Genomic DNA, 18,137 nt, shown 5'->3' on the forward strand with positions numbered 1-18,137 from the left:
CCCACCGTCCGCACCACGCACACCGCGGCCCGGAGCGCACGCTCCGGGCCGCGGTGTCGTGCTGTGCGGGCCGCGCCGCGCAGGGGAGAGAAAAACCGGATGACGGCCGAGGAGGCGGCCCCCTACTGTCGTATCCGTGAACGCACCTCCCGGTGCGAAGACGACGGTTACTTCGGTCGATTTGGGTTCGATTCCCAGAACGCTCCGCCCGGTGCGGAGTGGGAAACACACCGTCGTCGACTGTGATCTCGGGAGGCGCGCGCACGGCAGTCGGAGCGCCTGGTGCGCGGGCCGCGGTTACTTCCTTTCCAGAACAGCCCGCCGCCCACTCCTGACCTCAGGCGCCGCCGACGCACCGGCGCGCCGCCTCCTCCCAATGCCCACTCGGGGGAGAGGCATGACCGCATGACCAAGTTCAACCGCGTCTTCCGGCGCGCCAGGGCCACCACGACCACCTACGAGGGCGGCGCCGCCGTCACCCGCGACAGCAAGTCCGAACTGGTGCTGCTGGCCGTGGTGAACATGGTCGGCGAGCAGACCTTCTACGAGCCCTCCGACGACCGCGACGACCGCTTCCGCACCCTCGTCCGCACCGTCGCCGTCGAGGACGCCGACTGGACCGCCCGCTTCATCGGCTGGCTGCGCGCCGAGGCCCACATGCGCACCGCGTCGCTCGTCGCCGCGGCCGAGGCCGTCGCGGCACGTCTCGCGGCCGGGCTGCACGGCGGCAACCGCCCCATCGTCGCCGCCGCGTGTCTGCGCGCCGACGAGCCCGGTGAGTTCCTCGCCTACTGGACCGCCCACCACGGCCGCGCGCTGCCCAAGCCGGTCAAGCGCGGCCTCGCCGACGCCGTCCGCCGCCTCTACTCCGAGCGGTCGCTGCTCAAGTACGACACCGGGAGCCACGGCTTCCGCTTCGCCGACGTCCTGGAACTGGTGCACGCCGCCCCGGACCCCGACAAGCCGTGGCAGGGCGAGCTGTTCCGGCACGCCATCGACCGCCGCCACCAGCGGGACGCCGCGCCCCCGGTCTCGCTGCGCACCCTGCGCGCCCGCGCCCGGCTGACGGCCCTGCCGCAGTGGGAGCGCCGTGCCGTGCTGGAGCGGCCGGACGCCGCCGACGCGCTCCGTACGGCGGGCATGACGTGGGAGGCGCTCGCGGGCTGGATTCGGGGGCCGATGGACGCGTCGGCCTGGCAGGCCGTGCTGCCCTCCATGGGCTATATGGCGCTGCTGCGCAATCTGCGCAACTTCGACCAGGCCGGGCTGCCGGACGTGGTCGCCGAACGGGTCGCGGCACGGCTGGCCGACCCGGCGGAGGTGGCCCGCTCCCGCCAGTTCCCGTACCGCTTCCTGTCCGCGTACCGGGCCGCGCCGTCGCTGCGCTGGGGCCACGCCCTGGACCGGGCGCTGACCGCGTCCACGGCGGCCGTCCCGGCGCTGCCGGGCCGCACCCTCGTGCTCGTCGACACCTCCGGCTCGATGCAGAGGCAGGTCTCGGGCCGCTCCCAGGTGCGCCATGTGGACGTCGGCGCGCTCTTCGGGGTCGCGCTCGCGCACCGCGGCTGCCAGGTGGACCTGGTCGGCTTCGCCTCCGGGCACTTCGGCCACCGGCTGACCCCGGGCGGCTCGGTGCTCCGCGACATCGAGGCGTTCTGCGCGCGGATCGGCGAGGTCGGGCACGGCACGGAGACGGGCGTGGCGCTGCGGGCGGCCTACCGCGGCCACGACCGGGTAGTGATCGTCTCGGATATGCAGGCGTTCGCGGAGGCGCGCCGCGGCCGGTCCGTTCCGGTCTCGGAGGCCGTCCCGGCGCGGGTGCCGGTGTTCGGTGTCAACACCACCGGCTACGCGGCCACATCCATCGACACCGGCCGGCCGAACCGGTACGAGATCGGTGGCTTCAGCGACAAGCTGTTCACGATGGTCGGACTGCTGTCGGAGGGCTGCGGCGGCGACGGTGGCGGCCGCGGCGGCCATGGCGGCCGGGCAGTCTGGCCGTGGGAGACGCTGCCGGAGGCGGCGTAGAGGTGGTCGGTTGGGGCGCTGGTGGTTGGCGCGATGGCGTCGGGGCGGCCGGGCGCAGGGCCGGATACGTCGCGCCGTACGGTGGAGCGATGAGCCCTCGTATCCCCGTACGGCGCGTGGTGTCCCTCGTGCCCTCGCTCACCGAGGCCGTCGCCGCCACCGCGCCGGAGCTGCTGGCCGGGGCGACCGACTGGTGCACCCATCCGCCCGGCCTCACCGCGGAGCGGATCGGCGGCACCAAGAACCCCGACACCGCCCGGATCGCCGCCCTCGCCCCCGACCTCGTGATCGCCAACGAGGAGGAGAACCGCCCCTCCGACCTCGCCGCGCTGCGCGCCGCCGGTCTCGAGGTCCTGGTGACCGAAGTGCGCACCCTGGAGCAGGCGTTCACCGAGCTGGAACGGGTCCTGGTGCGCGGCTGCGGACTGGCCCGGCCCGGCTGGCTGGACGCGGCCGAGGCCGCCTGGGCGGACGTACGGGCCGGAGGCCCGGTGCGGCACGCCGTCGTCCCGGTGTGGCGGCGTCCGTGGATGGTGCTCGGCCGGGACACCTTCGCCGGTGACGTCCTGGCCCGGCTGGGCGTACGGCACCTCTACAGCGGGCACCCCGAGCGCTATCCCCGGATCCCGATCCAGGAGCTGACGGCGGGGGAGGCGGATCTGGTGGTGCTGCCCGACGAGCCGTACCGCTTCACGGCCGACGACGGCCCCGAGGCGTTCCCCGGCCTCCCGGCGGCCCTGGTCAGCGGCCGTCACCTCACCTGGTACGGCCCCTCGCTGGCAGAGGCGCCCGCCGTCCTCACGGCCGCGTTGTCGGCGGCGCGCTGACTGTATGCGCGAGTCCCGACCACCCACGACGGAGGACCCTTTGCCGAACGTCATCGCCGTACCCATGGAGCCCAAGGCGGCACGGGCGGTCCGCGACCGCCCCGACGCGCTGATCGGCGCCCCGCTCCCGGACGACGCCGAGGTACGGGGCGACTGGGTCCGCGCGCCCGGCGCACGCGGTGGCGCGGTGATCTATGTGCACGGCGGCGGGTTCGCCCACTCGATGCCCGAGGCCGAGCGGGTGATGGCCTATCGGCTGTCGAAGGCGACCGGACGCCCCGCCCTGCGGGTCGACTACCGGCTGGCCCCCGAACACCCGTATCCCGCGGCGCTCGAAGACCTGCTGGCCGCCTGGCGCGGCGTGCTGGACGACGGCGTCCCGGCCGCCGAGGTCGTTCTCGCCGGGGAGTCGGCCGGGGCCACGCTGGTGCTCTCCGCCCTGCTGGAGATCCAGCGGACCGGAGGCCCGCGGCCCGGTGCCGCGATCGCGGTCTCACCCATCACCGACTTCGCCCTTACGGGTGCGTCGATCGCCGCCAACGACAGTAAGGACGTACTGAGCCGGGCCGCGCTCGGCTCCATCAGCGCCCAGTACCTGGCCGGGACGCCCGCCGACCGGGCCCCGCAGTCGCCGCTGTACGGCGATCCGCGCGGGCTGCCGCCGCTGCTGATCGCCGTGGGCACGGACGAGGTGCTCCTGGACGACGCCCGCCGCTTCGCCGGGGCGGCCGACGCCGCCGGGGTGAGCGTGCGCCTGGAGGAGTACGAGGGCATGCCGCACGCCTTCCACCTGTCCGAGCCGGGCGAGGTGCTGCTGGACCGGATCGGCCGGTGGCTCGCCGACCCGGTCCGCGTCTTCACCGTCAGCGACCCGGACGCGGGCCCCTACGCCCTCACCGGCGGCCCCGACGGCGCCCTGTGGTTCACGCTGGTCCACCAGGGCGCGATCGGCCGCAGGGACGCCGACGGCCGGATCGCCGCCCACTCCGTCGGAGCCAAGCCGACGATGATCGCCCAAGGGCCCGATGGCGCCCTGTGGTTCAGCGAGTACGGCACCCACCGGATCGGCCGGATCGCGGTGGACGGCACGACCTCCTCCTTTGCCCCGCCGACCGCCGACGGCGGGCCGTACGGGATCGCCGCGGGCCCGGACGGGGCCATATGGTTCACACTGTCGGCCGCCGACCGCATCGGGCGGATCACCATGGACGGCGACATCACCGAGTACCCCGCGCCCGGCGCCTTCCCGTCCGCCATGGCGGCGGGGCCCGACGGCGCCATGTGGTTCACCCTCAACCAGGGCAACGCCATCGGCCGGATCACCATGGACGGCCATACGACCGCCCACCCCCTGCCGACCGAGGCCGCCGCGCCGGTGGGCCTCGCCCAAGGACCGGACGGCGCCCTGTGGTTCACCGAGATCGGCGCGGGCCAGATCGGCCGCATCACGGTGGACGGGACCGTCACCGAATACCCGCTGCCCGACCGGCAGGCCCGGCCGCACGCCATCACCAGCGGCCCGGACGGGGCGCTGTGGTTCACCGAATGGGGCCGCGGTGGGGTCGGCCGCATCACCACGGACGGCCGGATCACGGCGTACGACCTGCCCCGAGCCGACTGCGAACCGCACGGCATCGCCACGCACGACGGCGCCCTGTGGTGCGCCCTGGAGACGGGAGCCCTGGCCAGGATCGACGTCCCCCGGTGACCGGCGGGCCGCGGGACGGGCGGGGCGTGGACAGGACGCGGGACGGGCAGAGGCGGGGCCGGGGACGCGGGCCGGGCAGGAGGGGGCAGGGCCGGGGACGCGGGCCGGGCGGGGGCGGGAGCGGGCCGGGCAGGATCCGAAGCCCCGCCCGCCCCCCATCACCCTCAGCCGTCCACCGAGCAGCAGGAGTCGCGCCGCAGCAGCCGGCCCACCTCCAGCCACTCATCCGCCGACTTCCCGTGCGGTGCCGCCGCGGCACCCGCCCCCGGGAAGGACTCGACCAGCCCGCGCTGCTCGTACGGCATCCCGCCCCGCAGCACCGACACCGTCCGTACCAGCGTGTCGAAGTCCGTGAAGGGATCGCCGTCCACGACGGTCAGGTCCGCCAGCTTGCCGACCTCCAGGGTGCCCAGGTCGCGGTCGGCGCCGAAGGCCCGCGCCGGGAGGACGGTCGCCGTGCGCAGCGCCTCCTCCGGCGACAGACCGAACCGGTGCAGGGCGCGCAGCGCCATGTGCAGATGGAGGCCCACCGGCACCAGCGGCTGGTCCGTCCCCAGGGCCACCACCCCGCCCCCGGCGAGGATCCGCTGGTAGACCCCGATCTCTGTGCGCAGCGTGGCCAGTTGGTCCGAGGTCGGGGGCGTCCCGGCGAGCTGCCGTACGAGCGCGGTGTCCCACGGCGGCATCAGCCGGGTGACCCGCTCGTCCTCCGCCAGCGACGGGTCCGCCCCGACCAGGGGCGAGGCCGTGAACGGCGTGGCGATGAGCCGGAAGTCGGAGGTCGCGGTGTAGATCTCCGTCAGGTCCTGCTGGGAGTGCCCGGTCGCCGTCGTGGCGTGGCCGTACTCCAGCCGCTGGGTGGCCTGCAGATGCGTCGTCAGGTCCTGCCCGAGCTGTATGCCGGGTGAGCACAGATGGCTGCCGGTGCGCACGCCGAGCCGCTCATGCGCGAACCGGGCCGCCTCCTCCATGATCCAACCCGGCGCGCGGACATAGGTCTTGACGAAGTCCCAGTCGAGCGCGGCACCGCGCGCCAGGGAGCGCCGCAGACCGTCGCGGGTGCGATGCGCCCGGCCCATGCTGTACGCGACGCGCGGCCCGTCCAGCAGCTCACCGGTGGCCAGCAGCCGCGGCCCGGCCAGGGCGCCCGCCGCGACGGCCTCCCTGAGGCGCGCCTGCTCATAGGCGAACCCACCGAGGGAGACCGCGGTGGTGATGCCGTACGCGAGCTGCAGGGCGGTCTGACGGCCGCCATAGGTGTACTGCCAGGGGTGGGTATGGGCGTCCCACAGTCCGGGGATCACGGTGCGGCCGGAGGCGTCGACGCGCCGCTTCGCGGGCCGCCCGGCCCGGTGCGCCTCCACGGCCGCGATGCGCCCGCCGCGCACCACGATGTCCACGTCCTCGCGGACCGTGCCGCCCTTACGGCCGTCACGGCCGGCGCCGCCGCCCTCGCCGCCGGTGCCGTCCCAGAGCCGCCCGGCGTGGACGACGGTGTCCGCGGGGCGCGGCCGTCGGTGGTCCAGCGGGACACGGACCGTCCGGGCGCTGCCGCTCTTGACGTCCAGCAGCCGCAGCCGGCCCGCCGACAGATACAGGACGCTGCGGGAGTCACCGGACCAGGAGGGGTGGTCGGCGGCCTCGCCGGTCAGCCGGCGCGGCGCGCCGTCGGGGGTGCCATCCGCCCTGACCGGCAGCAGCCACAGGGCGGACTCGACGATGAGCGCCATATGGCGGCCATCGGGGGACCAGACCGGCCCGGAGTCATAGCGGTCGGAGAGGGAGGTATGCGGTGCGACGGCGTGCTGGCGGGCCGCACCCGTACTGATGTCGATCACCCGGATGAGGTTGTAGCCCTCGCGGAACCGCTGGTTCAGGCGATTGCGATCGCATAGGGCGACATAGCGCCCGTCGGGCGACCAACTCGGCCGGCCCGGCAGCCCGCCGGCGCCCATCGGCGCGGCGAGCACCCGTTCCGTACCGGCGTCGAGATCGCGCAGGACCAGGTTTCCCGACATGTCGACACTGACGAGCCGCTTGCCGTCGGGGGAGAGCGCCGGATGCACCCGGCCGCCGGAGGCCAGCATGGTCTCCTCGCCCGAGGCCAGGTCCCGGCGGCGCACGGCCAGCAGCCCGTCGCGGTCGTCGGCGTACACCAGGGCGCGCCCGTCGGGCGTCCAGGTGGGAGCCAGCAGATACCGGGTGGGGGCCGCCCGTACGACCCGGCGCGGGCTACGGCCGCCGGAGACATCGGCGACCCAGAGGGAGTTGAGGGCGGCGAAGGCCACCTTACGGCCGTCGGGAGAGAGCGCGGGCAGATGCAGCCCACGCACCGGCCGCACCCCGCCACCGTCGAAGTCGTACCGCTTGACGCGATACCGGGGCCGGTCGACGGGGAGTGTGGCGGAGAAGGGGATCTCCTCGTAGGCAAGCGCCTTACGGTCGGCATCCTCGCCGGTGCGCCCGGCTCGGGCGGTGCTCTCACCGGCGGCGTCTCCGCCTCCGTCGGCGCCGGACCGCGTTGCCGAGGGCACCCGGAACACCCGGAACCGCCCGTCCACGGTGAGCAGCAACTCATCCCGCGACACCCAACGGGGCGGCACGGGCTGCACATCGCCCGTGATCGCCACCGGCTCCCCGTTCACGACCAGCGTGCAGGAGGCGGCGGGAGCGGCCGTGGTGCGCAGATAGGCGAGATGGCCGCCCGCCGACACGGACGGCGTCATCAGCTGGGCATCGGCGGTGGGATCCGTGCGCTCGGTTGTGACGGGTCCGGTGCCGTCGGCCCGTACGGAGGCCACCGTACGGGCGTTCAGCGCCGTCCCGGCGAGCGCTCCGCGTACGAACAGCACCCGCTCGCCATCCGCGGACCAGGTGGGGTCGAAGTCCTCCCAGGCGCCGTCCTGGAGCGGCCCGTCCTGGCCGTCCACCCCGGTGAGCCGGGTGAGCTCACCGCCGGCCACGTCCAGCACCCAGATCCGGTACGGGCTGCCCGCCACGGGGTCGCCGCCGCGCTCGGAGGCGAAGGCGATCCGGGTGCCGTCGGGCGACCACGCGGGACCGCGGTCGTCCCACGGACCGTCCGTTCGCTGCCGCAAACCGGAGCCGTCGGGGCGCAGCGTCCAGATATGGAATCCGCCGCCCCGGTAGGCGCAGACGGCCAGTAGCTTTCCATCGGGGGAGTACACCGGCCGGGTGGGCTCCAGATCGGCCGGTGTGAGCGCTACGGCCTCGCCGCCCTTACGGGCGACCGACCACAGGACGTTCTGAACCTCGGCGATCAGGCGGTCGCCGGACGGGGAGAGCGTCGCCGCGCCGTTGGTGGCGGCGGTGAAGGAGAGCGAGCCCGCCCGGGCCGGTGCGGCGGCGGCCGCCTCGAAGGGCAGGGTGGCCGCGGTGGCGGCGGCGGTCCCCACGGCGGCGGCCTGCAGAAAGCGCCGCCGCGACAGGGCGAGCACACCTGCCGAGGCGGGGGAGCGGGAAGCGCCGCTCGAATCAGGGGAGTTGGGCGAACCGGAAGGGCCTTCCGAACCGGGGGAGCTGGGTGAACCCGAAGTGTCGGTCGAGCCAGTGGAGTTGGGAGAGCTGGTGGAAAGCGAAGCGTCGTGCGAGTCCAACGGTCCTCCTGGGGCACGGGAGTTACATGGATCGGCAGTCGATACGCGGTACCAAGCGCTTGATCGTTACACACCCCGCGCCCCGGAGGACAGGACCGCGTCGATGCCCTTGGCTTGTGGGCCAGGCAAAGGGAGAGTGGGCTTCCGTTCGCACCAGCCCCAGTCGCACCAGACTCAGTCGCACCAGACTCACCCGCACAAGACCCCTTCACACCAGATCCATTCACACCAGATCCTTCGCACCAGATCGATTCGAGCAGGAGATGAGACGGCATGCCCGACGGCGGTATCACCCACCGCACCGACCATCTGCCCATGCCCGACGGCGCGCGGGTCGTGACCTACAGCTGGCTGCCGGAGAGCCGCGCCGTGCGCGCGATCGTCCAGATCGCCCACGGCGCCGCAGAGCACGCCCGGCGCTACGACCGGTTCGCCCGCTTCCTCGCCGCCCACGGCTATGCGGTGGTCGCCTCGGACCACCGCGGCCACGGAGCCACCGCTGATTCGACGGGCGGCTTCGGTGTCGTGGGCGGGGAGGGCGACGGCTGGCGGGCGATCGTCTCGGACCTGCGCACCATTGGCGACCGCGCGCGGGCCGCGCACCCCCGTGCGCCCCTGGTCCTGCTCGGCCACAGCATGGGCTCGATGCTGGCCCGCGACTGCGCCCAGGAGTATGGCGAGGAGCTGGCCGGGCTGATCCTCTCCGGGACCTTCCGCTCACTGCCGGGGACCGAGACCGAGGAGGCGCTGGCGGGCATCGCCCAGGAGATCGCGGACCGGGGCCGGAACGCGCGGTCCACCTTCACCCCGACCCTCTTCGCCTCGTTCAACGACCCGTACGAGCACATCCAGGACCGGACCGGCTTCGAGTGGCTGTCGCGCGACGCGGCGGAGGTGGCCACGTATGCGGGGGACGAGCGGTGCGGCTTCGCGTTCAGCGCCGGGCTGTCCCAGGACTGGGTCCGTGGCGTCCGTAAGATCAACGACCCGCGCCACCAGGCCCGTATCCCGGACGCCCTGCCGGTGCATGTGGCGGTGGGCACCGAGGACCCGTGCAACCAGGGGATGACGCTCGTCTACGAACTCCTGGAGGACTTCCGCTACGGCGGCACGCGCGAGCTGACCTGGAAGGGGTACCAGGGGGCCCGGCACGAGATCCTGAACGAGACCAACCGGGACGAGGTCCAGCAGGACCTGCTGACCTGGCTGGGAAAGCACATCTGAACCACCAGCTGGCACGGGCCCTCACCGCAGGAAGGCGGAGATCCGCTCGCGCAACGCCACCGGATCCAGCCCCTGCCCCGCGAGATGCTCGTCGATCGTGCCGTAGCGGCGCAGCTCGCGCCGGGGAATGCCCAGGCCGAGCACGCGATGCGGGCGATCGGCGAGCGCGTCGTTCACGGCGGCGGTCGAGGTGCCCGCGAGATACGGCTCGACCAGGACAACATCGACGCCGCCCGCCGCCGCCCCAGCGGTGGCACGCACCGCCCGCTCATCGAAGGGCCGCACAGTCGTGGCGTAGAGCACGGTGACGTCCAGCCCGTCGACAGCCGTAAGGACGCCATCGAGCATCGGCCCGACCGCGATCACCACACCGCGGCGCCCCTCCCGTACGGTCAGGAAGCGGCCGGGGACGATGTCCCGCGGGGCGGAGTTCGAGTGCGCCGACAGCCGTACGTACACCGAGTCGTCACCGGCCGCGGCCGCGTCCCGCAGCAGGGTCTCGGCCTCGTCCGGATGGCCGGGCACATGGACGGTCCAGCCGTCGAGCGTGTCCAGCAGGGCCACATCGCCGGGCGCCATATGGGTGTGGCCGCCCGCCGGCCAGTCGTACGAACCGGCCGCGCTCACCAGCACCCCGCCGACGCCCTGATGCCCGAAGTCCAGCTTGACCTGCTCAAAGGGCCGCTCGACCAGAAAGCTGGCGAAGGTGTGCAGAATCGGCCGCATCCCGGTCAGAGCCAGTCCACCGCCGACGCCGATCAGCAGCTGCTCGCGGATGCCGACGTTGATCACCCGGTCGGGATGCGCCCGGGCCGCGTCCGTGAAGCCGTCCTTACCGATCTCGGCCAGCACGACGGCCAGCCGGGGATCGTCGTCCAGAAGCCGGGAGGCGACGGCGGCGAAACGCTCACGCATGGTTTCCATGAGAACGGTCCCTCTCACACTGGAATTCACGGGAATCGACTGGAATCCACTGGAATCGCGTCAAACCTTGGCCTCGACCCGGGCCACCACGACATGCGGCCGCCCCGGGTGCGGCGCGGTGTACGCCTCGTACAGCGCCTCGTGATCACGCCCGTCCACGGTCGCCGTGGACCACCCCGCGGCCTCGAAGCGCGCGGCGATACCCCCGGGCCGCCCATGGCTGGCGGAGGCATTGTCGACAACGACCGCGTGCAGCCGCTCCAGCCCCACGGCCCCGGCATACGCGATCGCCTCGTGATTACTGCCCTCGTCCAGCTCGGCATCGCCGATGAGCACCCACACCGCCGCCCCGGAGAGCCCCTGCGCCCGCAACCCGAGCGCACTCCCCACGGCCAACGGCAGCCCATGCCCGAGCGACCCGCTGCTGATCTCGACCCCTGGCACCAGCACCCGATCCGGATGGTGCCCCAGCGGCGAGTCATACGCCCCGAACCCCGCCAGCAGCGACTCGGGGAAGAACCCCTTGGCGGCAAGCACGGCGTAGTACGCCATCGGCCCGTGCCCCTTGGACAGCAAAAACCGATCCCGCTCCGGCGCCTCCATCCCCTCCGCCGAAACCCGCAGCACACGGTCGTAAAGCACCCAGACCACGTCCAGCGTCGAAGTGGCAGCCGGCCCGTGCTTCTCGTCCCCGGTCATCAGACTCATCAGCCGAGGAAGATCGTCGTACCCATATCCGGTGTGAACGTCGGTGAAGGTCATGCCGCGAGCGTGCAACTTAAACCAAGCTTCAAGTCAAGCCCCCACCAACATCACTCCCGCTCGCCACCCCCGTAACAATGCGCAATGCCTCGACCTCGCCAGGTGAACGCCCCAGCTGGTCCCGCCGGACTTCCGATCTTCCCCCGGGGTGGCAGCGACCACCCCCTGAAGTGCGGTATTGTTCTTCATGCGCGGTCGGCGAGGGAAAGCCCAAGCCGAACGAGCACCGGGACGTGGCGCAGCTTGGTAGCGCACTTGACTGGGGGTCAAGGGGTCGCAGGTTCAAATCCTGTCGTCCCGACGGTGCAGAGGGTCTTCGCAGGTCAACACCTGTGAGGGCCCTCTTTTCGCGCTCCCGATTCCGGCGTCGAGGTCGAGCACGCCGCTCACCGACACCTTGACTCGGAGGGTTTCTCTCCATGCCGCTTCTGGACCTGGACAAGATCACCGCAGGGCTCCCCAAGACCTGGCAGGGCTTCCTGCGCGACTGGGACCGCTCGCTGCGGGCGGGCAACTACCCGGAGACCACCCGCTACAACTACCTCCTCGCCGCCGCACAGCTCGCCCGCTACCTGAACGAGAACGCGACGTCCGACCTCGAGGCGGAGGACGCGGCCGAGGATCCGGCTGAGGTCACCCGCGCGCACATCGAGGCGTTCCAGGGCTGGATGATCGAGACGCGGTCGGCGTCGACCGCGCTGAACAAGCACAAGGGACTTCAGCAGTTCTTCAAGTGGCTGATGCTGGACGAGGAGGAGATCGACCGCTCGCCGATGGAACGCGTCCGCCAGCCCAAGACCGTGAAGAAGCTGATCCCGGTCATCCGGGACGACGACACCAAGAAGGTGCTGGCCACCTGTAAGGGCAAGGCGTTCCTCCAGTTGCGGGATGAGGCCATCATCCGCCTTTACTACAACACCGGCGCCCGCCTGTCCGAGGTCGGCAACCTCACCCTGGAGGACATCGACCTGGTCACCGACTCGGTGCACTACCACGGCAAGGGCAGCCGCGACCGCCGCGTGCGGTTCGGCCCGAAGACGGCCCGGGCGGTGAGCCGGTATCTGCGGGCCCGCGCCAAGCACAAGGGCGCCGAGCTGCCGGACCTGTGGCTGGCCGAGCGCGGCGGGAAGCGGCTGGCACCGAACGGCATCAAGATCATGATCAAGCGGCGTGGCCTGTCCGCCGGGGTGAAGGGCGTACATGCCCACCGGTGGCGGCACAACTTCGCCCACGAGTGGAAACGGGCAGGCGGGGACTCGGGCGACCTGATGCTGCTGATGGGCTGGATCTCCGAGGACATGCCCCGCCACTACGGCGCCAGCGCGGCCGCCGAGCGCGCCCAGGAGACCCACCAGCGGATGGGAATCGGCGAGAATGTCTGACCAGGACACGCTGCCTGCGACGCAGCGAGGCGCCCCACCGGACCGCCGCTCAACTTTTCGCCTGGTGACGGCCATCATGGCGGCCGTCGTCGGTCTGACATTCCTGTTCGGCTTCGGCAATGTATGGAGCCTGGCCTTGCGCCTGGGCGTCCCGCCGTGGGTGGCACCGTTGGTCGCACCGGCGGTCGACCTCTCCGTCCTCGGCCTGCTCCTGGGCATCCGGCACCTTGCCCTCCACGGCGCGGGCGCGGAGGAACTGCGTCCGGCGCGTCGGCTGTTGCTGTTCTCGAGTCTGATGACCCTGGCGCTGAATGTGGCCGATCCGCTGATCGCCGGCCATCTGGGCAAGGCCGCGTTCGACGCGGTCGGCCCATTGCTGCTGATCGGCTGGGCCGACGTCGGCCCCGGCCTTCTCCAAGCCATCGGTGCCTTCAGGCAAACCACTGTGGACAGCCACACGACCACCGAAGAGTCAGGCCCGACTCACAACGCGTCGTTGCCCCACCAGCCGGGCGTTTCGGAGGATCAGCCCGATGACCTCCTGGAACGTGCGCGGCGGGAAGACGCCCGCCACTGGAAGGAACATCAGCGGCCGATCTCCGCGGAGACTCTCCGTAAGCGACTTCATGTTGGCGCCGCCCGGTCCCGGATGCTCGTGGCCATGGTGCGCTCGGGAGATTCTCACCAGCCGGGCCGGGAATCGCATGGCGATGATACGGCTGTCAGTGGCCTCGACGGGTGAGTCCCGGCATCGGTCGGGCTCATCGTTGCAGGAAGGCGGACAGGAGGAGTTCGGACTCTGGGGAGAGCGAACGCCGCGGCCAGCGCATCGGAATCGGCAGGCTGATTCTCGTCGATGACCAGCAGCACCTCCTGCCCAGGAGGATGAGTGATGTCTGAGCAGAGGGAAGGTAGGCCGGTGTGGGAAGGGCGAGCGACTATCGGTGTTGCTGACTGGCTTGCTGCGCAGTTGGAGCGGGTCCTGAGCCGAGCGAGCAGCAACGCGGCGTACTGGCGGGCCTCTTCAACAGGGAGCGACCGTCGCGCCCTCTGGCAGAGGGAGCCCGCCCACAGAGAACGAGGACCCTTCCCCGGGATACTCGGGAAGGGTCCTCGCTAGGTGTCTGGGGCCGTAGTCCCGCGGAAGGAGAGCGCCTCTCAGTTGGCCTTTACATACGCCTCACGGACGGTCGCCGAAACACGGCCACGGTCGCTGACCTCGTAGCCGTTCTCCTTGGCCCAGGCCCGGATTTCGGCGGTGTCCTGACCTCCCGCCGGGGTTGTAGACCGGCGTTTCCGCCTGGCGGCAGAGCCCTGTGTGACGCTCCCACGTACGCGACGAGCGCCCTTGGCGTTCAGGTAGGGACTCAACGCCTCCAAGAGCTGGTCGTAGTTCTGGGGTGACAGGTCAAGTTCGACCCCAGCCCCATCGATCAGGACGGTGTGGGTGCTGATCTCTTCTGATTCCTCACCAGTGAGATCATCTACGTACGTGGTGACAACTTTCTGGGCCATGCTCAGGATGATAAACCAACGAGACCATGGTGTGAATGAAATGCTGATGGACCAGAACCAGGGACTCCACCCGTACATGCTGCTAAGTGGCCCAGATGCCCCATTCGCCGACAACACCGCTGACGAACGCCTCGTCAGGGCGGGCGACTTAGGTGGGCTTATCCAAATACAGTCACCCGTGTATCCGTCAGAGTAGACGGTAGGCGGCTCTCTCTTCTTCCCAGCCTTGGTGGTGGAGAAGTGAAGGAGGGTGAGTCACTGCTAGGCAATTCCTAGGTACGGACCAGCAGTGAGGTAGGGATGATCATTCGGGCTCGCTCGTGCAATTCACGAGCTTTGTGATTCTTGAGATGCGGTCGAATTCGCTCGTACATGCTCTTCATTTTTTGGTCGGCTCGTCCTGACTGAACCAAAGGGTAATCATCTAGCGATAGATGCCACGTAGCGCAGGCAGCCTCCAGGTGGCCCATTTCGAGCTGTCTTTCTGCGAGAAGCGCGCGGTGCCGTACGCGGGCGCGTCGATATACATCGTATCGCAACTGATCCGACTGCATCATCGCAGAGACTGAGCCCGAGACATCGCCAAGTTCATAGCGAACTTGACTGACGTGGTAATTGAGGGAAGAGGGATCGTAGGACCCGAACGGTTTTGACCGGGACTCCGCTTTGTCCATGGAGATTTCGGCATCTCGAAGGTACATGAGTGCGCTGCTACGGTCTCCAACTTGCGCGCTCGCGTGCGCCTGCTGTCCCGCCAGGAAGGCCCTCATCCTGGGGCCGGCCTGTGGTGACGCGGCAGCAGCGGCGTCGGCAAGACGTACAGCTTCCGGGCCGTGGCCCAGATCAACGGCCTGAACGCTCATTCCGCGCAGGGTTGTGCAATACGTCAGGTGATCCTCTGATGCTCCTGCCAGTTCCAGAGCTTTCAAATAGTACTGCTGCGCCAATCCGTGAAGACCTTCGTCTACAGCCATGTACCCCGTCAGGTAGCAGAGGTCAGAGGCGGCAGACATCATGGCTTTACGCACTGGTTCCGGGGCATCGGCGTGCAAATACGGGGCTACTGTGTTCACCAGAAAGGCTGCCGCCATGGGTCTTGCATGACGCCCGCCAAACTGGTCGTCAAGCTCCGATATCCGTTCAGTCATAGCAATGACCGTGTGGACATCCTGCATTCCTATGCGTCGCACCTGCCCTGTCTGTGCGGACTCCATGCGACCGACCACGTCTGGCCAGTTGGGTACCGTCAGCGCGACAGAGAAGAGGCTCGCGCCAAGGATGCTGCGGCGCGAGGGGTCCATGTCTTGTCTCCCCAAGTCGATCAACGCCTCCACGGTACCCGGGCGTGCGTTCGTCTCGTCCGCGGGCGGGGGGAAACCTGCCTCAGCATGCGTGATCGGTCGGCCCAGCTTTCGGGCGAATACCTCCAAGATCAGCGGCCGGACAGGCTCCTTCGGCATGTGTCCCCGAAGCCACTGATGGACGGAGGGTTCCCGGTACCTCTGGGGCGTTCCGCGTTCGGTGCCCACGCGGTTGATCTCCTGGGCGAGCTGCCGCAGCGTCCACCCGGTCTCTATGTACAGCCGCTGCAGGCCCGCATTGGGCTCCCGCTGGCTCACTCTGCGCTCAACTCCTCAGCAAATGCGGGCGCTTAAAGCTCTTAAAAGTTGCCACTCACGCCACGGTACCGCGATGCGTAGTGGAGCGGTTGCCTAGAGCGAGAAGGACCCCCGCCACCTGTGACTGGCCCGGGGGCATGGCCCACGCTGTAGAGGAGCGCCACCTGTGAACAAGGCCATCGCTCGTATGGCGACAACAGGAAGGCTGCGACAAGCGGCGGCAGTGAAGTTCGGTGGGGCGATTGCTGTGCCTGAGGGATCACCGATGGGCGAGTCACCGGACAGGTCTGAGGGAGGCGTGTCCCGATCTGCGGACACCTGCCGCACTCCGTTGACCTCTCGCTTCGCAGGGTTGCCGTACAGCCTCGTCGGCAACGCCGCCCAAATGAGTCGATGGTCTCCCACGGGCGGTGAGCTGAGGTGACGGCAGCCACAACAGCGCCCGCACGCCCGGGATCACTTGCCGGTCTTCGCACGCATGACGTCATGAAGGTGTGCTTCGAAATCAGCCCGCGCGACCTCGGAGAGAACATCCCCGATCAGGACGCGCAACGCGTCAGCCAAATGCGTCATCTGGCCAAGGCGTGCCTCGTGTACTGGAAGCTGTCTGCGTTGACCGGTGACGTGATGCTGCTCGTGTCCGAACTGGTCACCAACGGCGTTAAACACAGCTGTGGCACCGAGATCACCATGACGCTCTGCACTGCCGATGGCGGATTGCGACTTGAGGTTAGCGACGAGACCAGCCAGCGGCCTCAGATCCAACATCCGGACAACGACGCCGAGAGCGGTCGTGGACTCCAGCTCGTACAGTGGATCACCCAGCAGCACGGCGGTTCTTGGGGGGTCAGCCCCGACGGCACCAGTACCTGGTGCTCGATCCCCCTCCCCTCGCCTGGAGGCGATGGTGGCTAAAGGAATGATCGCTGCACACGCCATCGGGAAAGGCGGACCGCGAGAGGCCACCCAGTGGGTACCTCCGCTGGACGCGGAAACGCTGGAGCACATCCTGGTCAAGATGCGGGACTGGGATCCGCTCGACTGCGACGCGATCTTCGAGGACCTGGCCCATGCCTTCGACGGCCAGCCGCCTGAGGACAGCGAGGCCGATCAACTCGCCCATCGCCTGAGCGACAGCCTCGGACAGCTCGTCAACATCGCTCTGGCCGGGCGTGCGGACCAGCGGGATTACGAGACGGCAGTGCTCGTCGAGAGGGCCCACACCGTGCGCTCCAAAGAGAAGCCAATCGGCTCCTGGACGGCCATCGGCTACTTGCGGCGGCTGGCGTGGGTCACCAACGAACTGCTCGAGCGCCTTTGCCGGACCGGGCATATCGATGGCATTCCATGACCGCGTCAACTGGACCACCCCGCGTCTGGTGGGGAGGGCCGGCCGCCGCCCCTGCTCCAACTGCCAGGAAGGGAGGGGCGGCGGCCAATCCAGGCGTGACACGGACCCACTACTCCCTCTTCGGCACCTTCTTCCCGTTCCCTCGCGGAGTCACAAGGCCGCCGAAGAGGGGCTCTACTCGCAAAGCACATTCCGAAAGGATTGAACATGAGTTGGGGCCAGCACCTTTCCGCCGTCGGCGGGATGCTGCACGACTACTCCAGTGCTGTCCTTCGGCGTCCACGACCGCGTCAGCACTTCGCGGGCACGATGCGCGTGCCGTACATCGCTTCCTGGACGGGAGAAAATGCGCCCCCGGCCGCGATCACGACGCGACATGGCCGCGATGGTATGGGGATCGGTTACGCGGACGAATACGGAATCGCGGACCGTCGGCGGGGCGCGCTGTGGATCCGGGTGCCGGCCAAGCCTGGGGCTGGCGCACCACTGCTCGACCGTGTGCACGCCCTGCGCCAGCGGCAGGCGATGAATTTCATGCTGTGTCAGTACTGCGGCCGGCCCACCGATGACCGACCCGATGGGCGGCATCTGTTCTTGCTGCCCGCGGGGGCTGGCAGACCGGTCACAGATGGGGAGAGGACCACCACGCCGCCTGTGTGCGATGGCTGTGCCGTCGAGACATGGGGCTGTCCCTCGGCGCGGAGGGAGTGCGTGGCGGTGTGGGTGGAGGAGGTCACGGCCTGGGGTGTGGCTGGCGATGTGTACGCACCCGCGACCCTCCCGCCGGTGCCCGGCGAGCACGGCGAGCGGTTCACGCTCGTGGCGTACGGCGACCCGCGGCTTCGTTGGACACTCGCCTGCCGCGAAGTCGTCGCGCTCCACGGCTGCACGGCCGTGGACCTTGAAGACCTGAGGGAACGCACCGCCGCCTGAGCCATCCATCCCCATGCCATCGCCACCCATACGTATCGAGACGGGAAGGGTCATTGTGAGCCAACCGCGCCCATCGCCGGGCCGTTTGAGGCTGTCTGCCCGCGAGCGCGAAGCCCTCCAGCTCACAGCGAGCGGTATGACGCCGGCAGAAGCGGCCGTGGAGATGGGGGTGTGTACCTCCAGGGTGAACGACTGCCTGCGGTACGCCTCGGCGAAGCTCCACTCGCCCGAGCGGCCGGGTGCCGTG

The 18,137-nt window shown here is 70.0% G+C and carries 14 protein-coding genes, 1 tRNA gene and 1 pseudogene; 11 read left to right on the forward strand and 5 right to left on the reverse strand.

Annotation, left to right across the window (positions count from 1 at the left end; genetic code table 11):
- Positions 1–405 precede the first annotated feature (405 nt).
- The 4 genes and pseudogenes from ACMTAK_RS39080 to ACMTAK_RS39095 all read left to right on the forward strand — a co-directional run bounded on the left by ACMTAK_RS39080 (position 406) and on the right by ACMTAK_RS39095 (position 4,563).
- Positions 406–2,028 carry a TROVE domain-containing protein gene (locus ACMTAK_RS39080; RefSeq protein WP_413810527.1) on the forward strand — a complete coding sequence of 541 codons (1,623 nt, stop codon included), beginning with the start codon at positions 406–408 and terminating at the stop codon, positions 2,026–2,028.
- A gap of 89 nt (positions 2,029–2,117) precedes the next feature.
- Complete coding sequence (locus ACMTAK_RS39085; RefSeq protein WP_413810528.1) at positions 2,118–2,855, forward strand: helical backbone metal receptor; 738 nt, start codon at positions 2,118–2,120, stop codon at positions 2,853–2,855.
- A gap of 64 nt (positions 2,856–2,919) precedes the next feature.
- Positions 2,920–3,633: pseudogene (locus tag ACMTAK_RS39090) on the forward strand (alpha/beta hydrolase); the annotation flags it as partial.
- A gap of 33 nt (positions 3,634–3,666) precedes the next feature.
- Positions 3,667–4,563 (forward strand): Vgb family protein, encoded by an 897-nt coding sequence (locus ACMTAK_RS39095; protein WP_461773845.1) that lies wholly within the window; start codon positions 3,667–3,669, stop codon positions 4,561–4,563.
- Between the two features lie 164 nt (positions 4,564–4,727).
- Here ACMTAK_RS39095 and ACMTAK_RS39100 read toward each other — a convergent pair whose 3' ends face one another.
- Entirely contained in the window at positions 4,728–8,021 is a 3,294-nt protein-coding gene (locus ACMTAK_RS39100) for an amidohydrolase family protein (RefSeq protein ID WP_413810529.1), read from the reverse strand.
- Positions 8,022–8,453: 432 nt separating this feature from the next.
- Here ACMTAK_RS39100 and ACMTAK_RS39105 point away from each other — a divergent pair, with 432 nt between their 5' ends.
- The gene (locus ACMTAK_RS39105; RefSeq protein ID WP_413810530.1) at positions 8,454–9,404 is read left to right on the forward strand and encodes an alpha/beta fold hydrolase; all 951 of its coding nucleotides are present in this window, start codon (positions 8,454–8,456) and stop codon (positions 9,402–9,404) included.
- A 21-nt stretch (positions 9,405–9,425) separates the two neighbouring features.
- On the opposite strand, the gene ACMTAK_RS39110 is transcribed toward ACMTAK_RS39105, so the two are convergent.
- Together ACMTAK_RS39110 and ACMTAK_RS39115 are read right to left on the reverse strand one after the other, a co-directional pair.
- On the reverse strand, positions 9,426–10,328 hold the full coding sequence (locus ACMTAK_RS39110) for a transketolase family protein (protein ID WP_413810531.1): 903 nt from the start codon (positions 10,326–10,328) through the stop codon (positions 9,426–9,428).
- A gap of 60 nt (positions 10,329–10,388) precedes the next feature.
- Positions 10,389–11,090, reverse strand: coding sequence for a transketolase (locus ACMTAK_RS39115; protein ID WP_413810532.1), 702 nt, complete (start codon positions 11,088–11,090; stop codon positions 10,389–10,391).
- A 227-nt stretch (positions 11,091–11,317) separates the two neighbouring features.
- Between ACMTAK_RS39115 and ACMTAK_RS39120 the strand changes: the two genes are divergently transcribed.
- From ACMTAK_RS39120 to ACMTAK_RS39130, 3 genes are all read left to right on the forward strand, one after another.
- Positions 11,318–11,391, forward strand: a tRNA-Pro gene (locus tag ACMTAK_RS39120).
- Positions 11,392–11,509: 118 nt separating this feature from the next.
- Positions 11,510–12,472 (forward strand): tyrosine-type recombinase/integrase, encoded by a 963-nt coding sequence (locus tag ACMTAK_RS39125; RefSeq protein WP_093460479.1) that lies wholly within the window; start codon positions 11,510–11,512, stop codon positions 12,470–12,472.
- A gap of 64 nt (positions 12,473–12,536) precedes the next feature.
- Positions 12,537–13,214 (forward strand): SpdA protein, encoded by a 678-nt coding sequence (locus tag ACMTAK_RS39130; protein WP_413810533.1) that lies wholly within the window; start codon positions 12,537–12,539, stop codon positions 13,212–13,214.
- Between the two features lie 416 nt (positions 13,215–13,630).
- Here the strand turns inward: ACMTAK_RS39130 and ACMTAK_RS39135 are convergent, their stop codons facing one another.
- Both ACMTAK_RS39135 and ACMTAK_RS39140 read right to left on the reverse strand, forming a co-directional pair.
- Positions 13,631–13,987 (reverse strand): histone-like nucleoid-structuring protein Lsr2, encoded by a 357-nt coding sequence (locus tag ACMTAK_RS39135; protein ID WP_093460478.1) that lies wholly within the window; start codon positions 13,985–13,987, stop codon positions 13,631–13,633.
- Between the two features lie 272 nt (positions 13,988–14,259).
- Complete coding sequence (locus tag ACMTAK_RS39140; protein ID WP_093460476.1) at positions 14,260–15,606, reverse strand: transcriptional regulator; 1,347 nt, start codon at positions 15,604–15,606, stop codon at positions 14,260–14,262.
- 486 nt (positions 15,607–16,092) lie between these two features.
- Between ACMTAK_RS39140 and ACMTAK_RS39145 the strand changes: the two genes are divergently transcribed.
- The 3 genes from ACMTAK_RS39145 (at position 16,093) to ACMTAK_RS39155 (ending at position 17,890) form a co-directional block, all read left to right on the forward strand.
- Complete coding sequence (locus ACMTAK_RS39145; protein ID WP_093460475.1) at positions 16,093–16,521, forward strand: ATP-binding protein; 429 nt, start codon at positions 16,093–16,095, stop codon at positions 16,519–16,521.
- Between the two features lie 4 nt (positions 16,522–16,525).
- Positions 16,526–16,957, forward strand: coding sequence for a DUF6415 family natural product biosynthesis protein (locus ACMTAK_RS39150; RefSeq protein ID WP_413810534.1), 432 nt, complete (start codon positions 16,526–16,528; stop codon positions 16,955–16,957).
- Between the two features lie 711 nt (positions 16,958–17,668).
- A complete protein-coding gene (locus tag ACMTAK_RS39155) occupies positions 17,669–17,890 on the forward strand; it encodes a hypothetical protein (RefSeq protein WP_413810535.1) in 222 nt (73 codons plus the stop codon).
- The last annotated feature ends 247 nt before the right edge of the window (positions 17,891–18,137 follow it).

The sequence above is a fragment of the Streptomyces lacaronensis genome (genome assembly GCF_047337785.1).
In the GTDB taxonomy this organism is placed as follows: domain Bacteria; phylum Actinomycetota; class Actinomycetes; order Streptomycetales; family Streptomycetaceae; genus Streptomyces; species Streptomyces lycopersici.